General features: G+C 60.6%; 9 protein-coding genes. 5 read left to right on the plus strand and 4 right to left on the minus strand.

Going from position 1 to position 10,720, the window contains the following annotated elements:
* Window positions 1-316 precede the first annotated feature (316 nt).
* From maiA to hmgA, 3 genes are read right to left on the minus strand one after another with little or no spacing between them, the layout of a single operon-like run.
* On the minus strand, window positions 317-946 hold the full coding sequence (maiA, locus tag ACOI1H_RS20940) for a maleylacetoacetate isomerase (RefSeq protein WP_422439907.1): 630 nt from the start codon (window positions 944-946) through the stop codon (window positions 317-319).
* A 4-nt stretch (window positions 947-950) separates the two neighbouring features.
* On the minus strand, window positions 951-2,192 hold the full coding sequence (gene fahA, locus ACOI1H_RS20945; protein ID WP_422439908.1) for a fumarylacetoacetase: 1,242 nt from the start codon (window positions 2,190-2,192) through the stop codon (window positions 951-953).
* Complete coding sequence (gene hmgA, locus ACOI1H_RS20950; protein ID WP_422439910.1) at window positions 2,192-3,523, minus strand: homogentisate 1,2-dioxygenase; 1,332 nt, start codon at window positions 3,521-3,523, stop codon at window positions 2,192-2,194. Before hmgA ends, fahA begins: the two co-directional genes overlap by 1 nt.
* Window positions 3,524-3,599: 76 nt before the next feature.
* On the opposite strand from hmgA, the gene ACOI1H_RS20955 reads away from it, so the two are divergent.
* A complete protein-coding gene (locus tag ACOI1H_RS20955) occupies window positions 3,600-4,040 on the plus strand; it encodes a MarR family winged helix-turn-helix transcriptional regulator (protein ID WP_422439912.1) in 441 nt (146 codons plus the stop codon).
* Here ACOI1H_RS20955 and ACOI1H_RS20960 read toward each other — a convergent pair.
* The gene (locus ACOI1H_RS20960) at window positions 4,030-4,731 is read right to left on the minus strand and encodes an IclR family transcriptional regulator (RefSeq protein WP_422439913.1); all 702 of its coding nucleotides are present in this window, start codon (window positions 4,729-4,731) and stop codon (window positions 4,030-4,032) included. The two genes, ACOI1H_RS20955 and ACOI1H_RS20960, sit on opposite strands and share 11 nt — an antisense overlap.
* A gap of 234 nt (window positions 4,732-4,965) precedes the next feature.
* On the opposite strand from ACOI1H_RS20960, the gene ACOI1H_RS20965 reads away from it, so the two are divergent.
* From ACOI1H_RS20965 to ACOI1H_RS20980, 4 genes are all read left to right on the plus strand, one after another.
* Complete coding sequence (locus ACOI1H_RS20965) at window positions 4,966-7,209, plus strand: cytochrome P450/oxidoreductase (RefSeq protein WP_422439914.1); 2,244 nt, start codon at window positions 4,966-4,968, stop codon at window positions 7,207-7,209.
* A gap of 41 nt (window positions 7,210-7,250) precedes the next feature.
* The gene (locus tag ACOI1H_RS20970; protein WP_422439915.1) at window positions 7,251-8,279 is read left to right on the plus strand and encodes a TRAP transporter substrate-binding protein; all 1,029 of its coding nucleotides are present in this window, start codon (window positions 7,251-7,253) and stop codon (window positions 8,277-8,279) included.
* A gap of 75 nt (window positions 8,280-8,354) precedes the next feature.
* The gene (locus ACOI1H_RS20975; RefSeq protein ID WP_422439916.1) at window positions 8,355-8,843 is read left to right on the plus strand and encodes a TRAP transporter small permease; all 489 of its coding nucleotides are present in this window, start codon (window positions 8,355-8,357) and stop codon (window positions 8,841-8,843) included.
* Window positions 8,836-10,137, plus strand: a complete 1,302-nt coding sequence (locus ACOI1H_RS20980; RefSeq protein ID WP_422439917.1) for a TRAP transporter large permease — start codon at window positions 8,836-8,838, stop codon at window positions 10,135-10,137. Before ACOI1H_RS20975 ends, ACOI1H_RS20980 begins: the two co-directional genes overlap by 8 nt.
* Window positions 10,138-10,720: the final 583 nt, after the last annotated feature.

Raw genomic sequence — 10,720 nt, forward strand, 5'->3', positions numbered from 1 at the left:
CGCTGCGAAATCCTTCAACACCGGCCTCATCAGCATCCGGCCAGGGCTATCAGGTTTTGAAATTTGAGCGTGAAGAGGGCGAACGGAGCGTGAACTTTTGAGCTCTCTCGCTGCGTTCGTGGTCAGGTTTCGATGATTTTCGACCTCTACGTGACGAGACAGACCCAAACGCGATTTCCCTGAGCATCCGGCATGATGGCATTGTGATCGGGTTCTCTCGCCAGCCGTTAGACAGGAACCGGACTGGCCTTTATCTGGATACCATGCGCACTTGGATCGGAAATCGTGCTCAAGACCCTGAAGGACGAAACGGGGTTCAATCTTTCACAGCTTCAGGTATCGCCGCGCTGAACGCAGGATGGGCGGCGCAGGCGGCCCCGATGCGCGTCGGTTTAGGTATGTCGTCGAACGGTACCAGCCACCGTCCCGCGTTGTAAAGTTGTGGCGCGATGCAGATGTCGGCGAGCGACGGGTGCGCACCGATGCTGAAATAGCCGTCGGTCTCCGGCAACAGCGCCTCACACGCCCGCAGTCCTCGCAGGATGAAGTGGCGCATCCAGTCCGTCCGCACCGGCTCTGCCTGAACTACCAGGGCGATAACCTGTTCGACCACCGATGGATTGCAGATCGGATGGGTGTCCATTGCGATCACATAGCTGATTTGTCGTACCAGTGCGCGCGTGGCGGCATCACCAGGCAGCAGCCCTAACCCTTGCGTCTCGTTTAGATATTCAATGATGGCCAGCGACTGTGTCAGGCGCAGGCCGCCGATGTCCAGCACAGGCACAAAGCCTTGTGGGTTGCGCACGGAATGGGCCGCGCTGCCCTGTTCGCCCGCCAGCAGATCCACTGGAACCGTCCGATAGGCAATTCCTGCAAGGTTCAGCGCGATGCGTACGCGGTAGCTAGCGGATGACCGCCAGTAGTCCCATAGCACCACATCCATGGCGTCACTTCCGCGCGGGCAGGATCGTGCCGGTACAGTGGCCAAAGCCAACACGGTAGCCATCCCCCAGTGCATGTCCGGTCAGCGTCAGCGTGTCACCATCCTCAATGAACGTGCGTGCTCCACCATCAGCCAAAGTGATCGGGTTCTTGCCGCCCCATGTCATTTCTAGCATCGAGCCATAGCTGTGCGGGTCCGGGCCAGAGATCGTTCCTGAGCCCAGCAGATCGCCAGTCCGCATCGCGCAGCCAGACGACGCGTGATGCGCCAGTTGCTGGGCCGCGGAATAATACAGCTCTTGCATGTTGGTGCGGCTGATCCGGGTAGGCGCACCGCCCGGGGCTGCCATATCAACGGTCAGCGTCAGATCGTAAAGCCCCGGCGCATTCTCGGCTAGATAAGGCAGCAGCGCGACCTCTCTCGAAGGGGTCGGTTTGGCAAAGGGGGCGAGCGCCGCCGCCGTGACGATCCACGGGCTGATCGAGGTGGCAAACGCCTTGGCCTGAAAGGGACCAAGCGGCTGGTATTCCCACGCTTGGATATCTCGTGCGGACCAGTCGTTCAGCAGAACGTAGCCAAAGATCATCTCTTGCGCCTGCGCCACGCTCAGCGTGTCGCCCATCGATGACGGTGTGCCAACGATCGCACCCATCTCCAACTCGATATCCAGCCTTTTGCAGGGGCCGAAACTGGGCGTATCCGCATCGAGCGCCTTGGTCTGACCGTTCGGGCGAACGATGTCGGTGCCGGATACAACGACTGTCGAGGCGCGACCGTTATAACCGATGGGGATGTGCAACCAGTTCGGCGGCAAGGCATTCTCTCGACCGCGAAACATGGTGCCTACATTAGTGGCGTGCTGCTTGCTGGCATAAAAATCAGTGTACTCCGCGACCCGGAGCGGCAGATGCAAAGTCGCATCTGCCACAGGGTGTAGCATGGATGATAGCTCCTCCTCTTGGCTTGACCCTTCCTGTAGCAGGTCAGTCAGGGTATTACGGAAGTCGGCCCAGACTTGCGGGCCGGCCGCCATCACCGGGTTCCAAATCCCCTGCCCTAGCAGATCCGTCGTGCCGGTCAGCCCGGCCGCTTCTGCCGCGGCGACGTCAAGAATCATGTCTCCGATCGCCACTCCGCAGCGCGGATCGGTGCCGCCAGTCGAGAAGACGCCGTAGGGCAAATTATTCAGCGGGAAATCAGTCTCGGCGCTGTTGGCGCATTTCACCCAGCTTTGCATATAACCCATCACTTCACCCCCGGCGTACCGTCGAACTTCTTGTCCAGACCGTCCCAGCAGTCGACGTAGTCATCCTGCAACGGTGCCTCTTTCGCCGCGAATTCCGTCAGATGTTGAGGAAATCGCGTCTCGAACATGAAGGACATAGTGTTTTCTAGCTTCTGTGGCTTGAGATCGGCGTTCGAAGCCGCCTCGAACGCCGCGCGGTCCGGGCCGTGGGGCAGCATGCAGTTGTGAAGGCTCATGCCGCCCGGGACGAAGCCCTTGGGTTTTGCATCGTACTGGCCGTGAATGTTGCCCATCAGTTCGGACATGACATTTTTGTGGTACCAAGGCGGTCGAAAGGTGTCTTCGGCCACGTTCCAGCGGTCGCGGAACAGAACGAAGTCAATATTTGCCGTGCCCTCGACGCCGGACGGCGCGGTCAGCACGGTGTAGATCGACGGGTCCGGGTGATCGAACAGGATCGCGCCAACCGGGCAGTAGGTGCACAGGTCGTATTTCACTGGCGCGTAGTTGCCGTGCCAGGCCACGACGTCCAGTGGGCTGTGGTCGATCCGGCAAGCATGAAACTGGCCGCACCATTTCACAGTCAGTGTCGACGGCGCATCGCGGTCTTCGAAGGCGGCGACGGGCGTCTTGAAGTCACGCTTGTTGGCCATGCAATTGGCCCCGATCGGGCCCCGGCCCGGCAGCACGAATTTCTGACCGTAATTCTCGCAGACAAAGCCCCGTGCGGGACCTTCCAGCACTTCGACCCGGTAGACAAGGCCGCGCGGGATGATCGCAATTTCCTGCGGGGCAACGTCGATGATCCCTAGTTCGGTCGCGAACCGCAGCCGCCCGTCCTGCGGCACCACCAGCAGTTCACTGTCGGCGGAATAGAAATACGCATCCGTCATTGACTGCGTGACAAGATAGATGTGCGACGCCATGCCGGTCTGGGTGTTCACGTCCCCTGCCGTCGTCATCGTGCGCATGCCCGTCAGCCAGGTTAGGTCGGTGTCGCCATGCGGCAGGGGATCCCAGCGATATTGCCCCAGACTGGTCACGTCGTCGATGATATGCGGCGCGCTTTTCCAGTGCGGCAGATCGATGCGGGAAAACCGCCCTTGGTGCCGCACGGACGGGCGGATGCGATAACACCACGTACGTTCGTTCTGATGCCCAGGCGCAGTGAAGGCCGTACCGGACAATTGCTCGCCATAAAGCCCATAGTTCACCTTCTGCGGGCTGTTCATCCCCTGGGGCAGGGCATCCGGCAACGCCTCCGTCTCGAAATCGTTGCCAAAGCCCGACATGTAGCGCGGCTCTGTCTGCGATAGTCTTGCGTCAGTCATTCTAGTTCCTCCGTCAGCTTGTCCCCAGCGGTAATAGTTGTATTTGTAACTAACAACACGTTTCCCGAGGTTTCCGTTGACCGACATCCCGCAATTTCAACTTGCCAATTTCCTGCCCTATCTTTTGAACCAGTCGGCAGAGATCGTCGGTCAGGACTTCAGCCGCGTCTACAGGAACCGCTACGGCATGCTGCGGACAGAGTGGCGTGTTCTGGCGCACCTTGGACAGTTCGGTACGCTCAGTGCAACCGAGGTCGGCATACGTGCGCGTATCCACAAGACAAAGATCAGCCGAGCGGTCGCCGCGCTGGAAGCGAAGCGGTTTGTCCGGCGCAAAGAGGTCGCTGCGGATCGGCGGATCGCCACGCTGTCGCTGACGAAGGCCGGGCAAACGGCCTACGACGACCTGTTGCATATTGCGATGGATCATGACCGCGCCCTGATGGAACTGCTCGGGGTCGAGGAACATGCGGCATTGTTCAGGAGCCTCCGCATCCTTGCAGGCATTACAGTTTAGGGCGTTCATCCTGAATCAGCATCTCGGCCAACCTCTTGGCAGCGAGGGGCACGGCGACGGTCGCGCAATTCAGATCAAGCTCTTCCAGCGCCACCACACCGATGGAAAAAGCCGGCCCCGCAAAACCCGCGCCAGGCGGAACGACCAGGCTGGACACCCCGATCGCGCCCTTGTGCAGTTGGCCTCGGGTCAGGCTATAACCGTGGTCGCGCGCGAACCTGATGTCATCGCTGTCGTCCGCCGCCGCTGGAAGTCCTGCCAAGATCGCGATGCCGGCGGCCCCGCGCGTGATCGGATGACGGTGGCCGACGCGGTAGTGAATGGCGATTGACGAACTGCGCGGCTCTGCGGTCAGCGCGACTATACACTCCCTCCCCGAGGCCATCGACAGGAAGGCCGTGGCGCTTGTCGCTTCGGCCAGCCCTTCCAGAACCGGACGGGCAACAGTGCGCACGTTGTCCGTCGTCAGACCGCCCAGATGATAAGCACCGACCCCCAGAACGACATGCCCGCTGTCCAGACGCCGCACCATGGCATGATCCGTCAGCGTGCCCACGATCCGGTACGCATTGGCACGGGGCAGATCCAGTTGCGACGCAAGATCGCCGACCTTCAGACCGCCGGGTGACTGCGCGATCAACAAAAGCGCCGCGATGCCGCGATCGAGGGTCTGAAGCTTGCTGTTTGACATAAGGTCGGCCCTTTCTGGTCCCTTTCGGCCCCACCGCGCCCGGCCGTGGCCGGCGTGTCTGCCGCATGTTCACTATGTGGACAACTTGTATCCATATATGCAATTGTAAATCCGCAAAACGGCGATTACGCTAAGACTTGCAACATACAATCGAGGGGAGGCAAGAGGATGACACGAAGCGCCCGGACACCTGTGCCGATCTGCCCGATTCATGCGGCAGACGCGGCTTTTCCCATGGGTAATTCCTCTGATCTGGTGCGTGCGTTCGATGCGTTCGACGGACCCTATCAGGTCGACCCCGCCCAGGCGCTGCGATGGGCGCGCGATCAGAAGCCGGTCTTCTTTGCGCCAAAGCTCGGCTACTGGGTCGTGACCCGCTACGATGACGTCAAGGCGGTGTTCCGTGACAACATCCTGTTTTCCCCAAGAAACGTACTGGAAAAGATCACCCCCGCCACGCCGGAGGCGTCCGAGGTGCTGCGTGGCTACGGGTATGCAATGAACCGGACATTGGTCAACGAGGACGAGCCTGCGCATATGGAACGCCGGCGGCTGCTGCTGGAACATTTTCTGCCCGACAACCTCGAACGCCAGCAGGACATGGTGCGTCGTCTGACGCGGGACAGGATCGACGCCTTCATCGAAAGCGGGCGCGTCGATCTTGTTGACGCCATGCTTTACGAGGTGCCGCTACTGGTCGCCCTGCACTTTCTTGGCGTGCCCGAGGACGAGGTCGAGACATTGCGCACGTTCTCCCTTGCCCACTCGGTCAATACTTGGGGGAAGCCCACGGACGAAAAACAGGTGGAGGTCGCCCATGACGTCGGCCGCTTCTGGCAATATGCGGGCCACGTGATCGAACGGATGCGCGCCCAGCCAGACGGCACCGGTTGGATGCACCACACGATTCGCATGAACGCCGAACATCCCGACGTCGTGACCAACAGCTACGTCCATTCGATGATGATGGCGATCATCGTGGCCGCGCACGAGACAACGTCCCTGGCTTCTGCCAACATGTTCAGAACGTTGCTGACCCACCGCGATGCCTGGGATGACATATGCGGCAATCCCTCCCTGATACCAAACGCGGTCGAGGAATGCCTGCGCTACGCCGGCTCCATCGTCGCCTGGCGGCGCGAGACGACGGCACCAACGACATTGCAGGGCGTCGATCTGCCGGAAAGCGCAAAGCTGCTGATCGTCCAAGCGTCGGCCAATCAGGACGAACGGCATTTCGAGGCTGGTGAGACATTCGACATCTACCGCGATAATGCCGTGGATCACCTGACATTCGGCTACGGCGCGCATCAATGCATGGGTAAGAACATCGGCCGGATGGAGATGCGGATCTTTCTGGAAGAGATGACGCGCCGCCTGCCCCACCTGCAATTGGCAGAGCAGGATTTCACCTACATGCCCAACACCTCGTTCCGCGGGCCGGAGGCCCTGTGGGTCCACTGGGATCCGGCCCTCAACCCCACACGCGGCACGCCACGCCACTTTTCCGTCGGTGCGCCGGTGCGGCGCGACATCGCGCGCCGCGTCCGTGTGACCGAGGTGCGCCAAGAGGCTGATGGGGTTCTGGGCCTAACGCTTGCAGATGCACAGGGCCGCACCCTACCCCGTTGGACGGCCGGCGCGCACGTAGAGATCTGCGTCGGCGATTTCGACCGCAAATATTCGCTGTGCGGCGATCCGCAGTCAGACACATACCAGATCGCGATACGGCGCGAGGAAACGGGTCGCGGCGGGTCACGGCTGATCCACGACAGCGTGGCACCCGGCACCGAAATCCGGCTGCGTGGTCCGTCGAACCTGTTCAGGCTGGACGAAAACGCGCGCCACGTCGTTCTGATTGCGGGCGGCATCGGCATCACTCCGATCATTGCTATGGCCGACCGCCTGCGCGCCATCGGCACGCCGTACGCCTTGCATTACGCCGGGCGCAGCCGCCGGACGATGGCCTTCCTCGATCGGGCCACGCGCGATCATGGTGACACGCTAGTGTTGCACGCCACTGATGAAGATACCCCCCTCAATCTAGCTCAGATCGTCCCAGACCTCCCTGACGGTGCGCAAATATATGCCTGCGGCCCCAACCGGCTGCTAGCCGCTCTGGAGGCACTGACCGCCGATCTGCCCGACGGCACTTATCACTCTGAACATTTCAGCACCACAAACGCCCACCTCGATCCCGACAAGGAAACCGCGTTCCACGCGGACCTCACCGATTCCGGCCTGACGATCGACGTGCCCGCGGATACGACCCTGCTGGACGCGCTGCTGTCGGCAGGGATCGACATCGCCTGCGATTGCCGCGAGGGTCTTTGCGGATCCTGCGAGGTGGCGGTGGTCGAAGGTGAGGTCGACCACCGCGACGTCGTGCTATCCCGTGCGGAACGGGCGGCCAATACACGCATCATGACCTGCGTCTCGCGCGCAAGGAACGGAGGCCGGATCAAGCTTGCGCTCTGAGCCGGAACGACACGTTATTTCAAAAACAGGGAGGACCTGACATGACCTTGAAGACAACGCTTTTAACCGCCACGGCCGTTGCAACCGCATTTGCCACAGCCGCACACGCCGAAACAACGCTGAAGGTCAGTCACTATCTACCTGCTGTGCACGGCATTCACACGGACTTCATCGTGCCCTGGAGCGAAGACGTAACGGCATGTACCAACGGCGAGGTCCAGTTCGAGATATCCCCCGCCGGTACTCAGTTGGGCAACGTCGCCCGCCAGCAGGAACAGGTCGTGGCCGGCGTCGTCGATATCGCACATGGTCTTTCGGGCATCCCGCGCGGGCGCTTCCCACGCACATCGCTGATCGACATGCCATTCCTGACGGACGATGCGGGCGCGGCCAGCTATGCTCTGTGGGAGCTGTTTCCCGACTATCTCGCAGAAGAATACAAGGGCCTGAAGGTGCTGGCACTGCACGCTCACAATGGCGGCCTGATCCATACCAACGCAAATAAGGTCGAAACGATGGATGATCTGGCGGGTCTGCGCATTCGCACGCCCAGCCCAGCGGTGTCCGATATGTTGTCGTTCCTCGGCGCCGACCCGCAGGGCCTGCCCCCCGGCGACGTTTACGAAAGCCTGCAACGTGGCGTGATCGACGGCACCGTCTTCCCGTGGGACCCGGTGAAAAGCTTTGGCCTAAACGAGGTGTTGAAGTATCACCTCGACCTCGGCGCCTACACTGTCTCGTTCTTCTTCGTAATGAACCAGCGATCTTTCGACGCCCTCTCACCGGAAGCGCAGGCCTGCATCGACAAGTATTCCGGTGCCAATCTCGTGGCCAAGTTCGGCGACTGGTGGGATGCTTGGGACGCCCCTGCCCGTCAGGACGCCATCGACGCCGGCCATGAAATCACGGTGCTGTCCGACGAAGAACGCGCCAAGTGGAAAGAGGCCCTGCGGCCTATGATGCAGGCTTACCTGCAGACGGTGAAGGATGAAGGCGTGGACAACGCTGATGAGATCTATCAGGCCATGCAGGATAAGGTCGCAGAATATCAGGCCGCCCATCCGGAGTGATTCCGAGACGGCTTTGATAACGTCGTCAGCGCATACTTGTTTTGTGCTGACGGCAGCAACGTGGGGTGTGAAACGATGACACGACTGACACGGTTTGCCCGCGGCGCGGTTCAGACCCTCGCGGTACTGGGTGTTGCCGCCTACGGCATGGCGGCCTTCGTGACAGTCGCGGACGTAATCGGGCGCCGGTTTGGCTATCCAATCGCAGGCGTCGTGGACCTCGTCCAGCTTTTTGTCGTTACCGGCGCCTGGCTGGTGATGCCCTTCGCCTTTATGACCGCGGCCCACGTCAGTGTCGATTTTCTGCTTACCTCATTGCCGGCGGCCCTGATGGTGCCCCTGCGACTCTTGGCAATGACCCTGACGTTGGCACTTGTCGGAATGATGCTGTGGCAGGGTTTTCTGACCTATCAGACGCGTATTATGTACGGAGATACATCCCAACAGCTTGGCATCCCGATCGCGTGGTTCTGGTATCCTTTGCTGATTGGCTTGGCGGTCTCGCTAGTCGCGGTCCTGCTTGAATTGGCGAGCGCCCTGCTGGCGGCGAACCGCCATGGGTGATGCGGGTCTGGGCCTTCTAGGCTTCGTTGCCGCACTGGGGCTGATCGCGCTCGGCGTGCCGGTGGCCGTCTCCATGGGCGTGATAGGAACGCTGGGCTACTGGTATCTGAACGGCTGGATGGGGGTTGCCTACATCCTCGGGTCGAGCCCATTCGAGTCGATTTTCCCCTATTCGTTCTCTGTCATTCCACTCTTCGTAATGATGGGCGTCTTTGCATCTCACGCAGGCCTCTCACGGTCCCTATTCGACGTCATCAATTCCTTTATCGGTCACCGGCGAGGCGGGCTTGCCGTTACAACTGTTGGTGCAAGCGCCCTCTTCGGCGCGATCTGCGGGTCGTCATTGGCGACGGTCGCCACCATCGGCCGGGTCGCCTTGCCGGAAATGAAGCGCCACGGCTACGACGAGTCCCTCTCGACCGCCACCGTTGCCGCCGGCGGCACACTCGGCGTTCTCATCCCGCCCTCGGTCCTGCTCGTGATCTACGGCTTGCTGACTCAAAGCTCCATCGGCCAACTGTTTATCGCGGCCCTGATCCCTGGCGTGCTGGGTGCGCTGCTCTATGCCGCCGCGATCATGGTCCGCGTCCACTTCCGCCCCGACCTCGCCCCGGCGGCAGAGCGGACGGGTTGGGGCGACCGGATACGCTATCTCGGGCAAGTCTGGCAAGTCGTGGCCCTCTTCGCACTGGTCATAGGCGGCATCTACCTCGGCTTCTTTAGCCCGACAGAGGCGGCAGCGGTCGGCGCGGTCGGCGCCTTCGTCCTCGCTGTGTTCTCGGGCGAACTCACCCGCGATGCGCTCCGGGCCTCAGTCTTTGAAACGGCGGGCCTAACCGGCATGATCTTCTTCATCCTGATCGGCGCATCATTGTTCAACTTTTTCCTGGAGAACACCGGCCTGCCACAATTGCTGATCGACCAGATCCGGTCGGCAGGGCTTGGCCCGACGATGGTGATGGTCCTGATCCTGCTGTTCTACATCGTGCTGGGCTGCTTCATGGATTCCATGTCGATGATCCTGCTGACCGTTCCGCTACTCGCTCCCGTCGCGATGGAACTGGATTTTGATCTGATCTGGTTCGGCATCATCGTCGTCACCGTGGCCGAGATTGGTTTGATCACGCCCCCAATCGGCATGAACCTGTTCGTAGTTCAGGCTGCTGCGCCCGGAACTTCGCTGAGCACAGTGGTGAAGGGCATCCTGCCCTTCATTCTCGCAGATATCCTGCGCTTGATTCTGCTGGTTGCATTCCCGGCCATCGTCCTGTGGCTGCCAGGGCTGGCATTTTAATTTTGCGCAAACGCAGACATTAAACTTTTCAAGCGCCGACAGATCTCGACTAGCAATGGAATCTGCAATTGTCCAAAAAACGCACGATTGACGGAATGTTTTACGGACTGATAGGCCTTCGGTTTTGATGTTCTGATAATTTACCAGATTTGGTACAGATCGCCTCAGTGACGGGCGAGCCATGAGTACGGGTCTCATCAGCACCAGGCGTAATAGAATTGTGAACTAGGCTTCACACCAGCAGATCGACACAAAGCGAACCGAACTAATCTAGATCCAAAACCGCACCCGTTTGCACCCAATTCGCTCTCCGCCAGTGCAGGGGCAACCGTACGCGTCATTGAGATGTCGAACCTCAAGCATCACTTGGATAAGCTGGTGTGAGACCTGCCCCCGCCCTCCCGGATGCCGCGTTCAAATGTGGCGGCCGTCATTCGCGAGGGACCTTTATGGCGGTCCGCGGGTCAAGGGCGTGGCCGGAAGCCGGGCCGCGGACCGGTTGCATAAGGATTCGGTCGAGCCAGAGATCGCGTGGAGTGCGGAACTGCTCGATCCCATGCGTATTCCGGAACATCCGGCCACC

The organism is Loktanella sp. DJP18 (genome assembly GCF_049310965.1).
GTDB lineage: Bacteria > Pseudomonadota > Alphaproteobacteria > Rhodobacterales > Rhodobacteraceae > Loktanella.

What these genes read in the sequence shown, in the direction of transcription:
- ACOI1H_RS20975 (WP_422439916.1), top strand. Translation starts at nt 8,355, where the DNA reads ATGACACGACTGACACGGTTTGCCCGCGGCGCGGTTCAGACCCTCGCG.
- maiA (WP_422439907.1), bottom strand. Translation starts at nt 946, where the DNA reads ATGGATGTGGTGCTATGGGACTACTGGCGGTCATCCGCTAGCTACCGC.
- ACOI1H_RS20960 (WP_422439913.1), bottom strand. Translation starts at nt 4,731, where the DNA reads ATGTCAAACAGCAAGCTTCAGACCCTCGATCGCGGCATCGCGGCGCTT.
- ACOI1H_RS20980 (WP_422439917.1), top strand. Translation starts at nt 8,836, where the DNA reads ATGGGTGATGCGGGTCTGGGCCTTCTAGGCTTCGTTGCCGCACTGGGG.
- ACOI1H_RS20970 (WP_422439915.1), top strand. Translation starts at nt 7,251, where the DNA reads ATGACCTTGAAGACAACGCTTTTAACCGCCACGGCCGTTGCAACCGCA.
- fahA (WP_422439908.1), bottom strand. Translation starts at nt 2,192, where the DNA reads ATGGGTTATATGCAAAGCTGGGTGAAATGCGCCAACAGCGCCGAGACT.
- hmgA (WP_422439910.1), bottom strand. Translation starts at nt 3,523, where the DNA reads ATGACTGACGCAAGACTATCGCAGACAGAGCCGCGCTACATGTCGGGC.
- ACOI1H_RS20965 (WP_422439914.1), top strand. Translation starts at nt 4,966, where the DNA reads ATGGGTAATTCCTCTGATCTGGTGCGTGCGTTCGATGCGTTCGACGGA.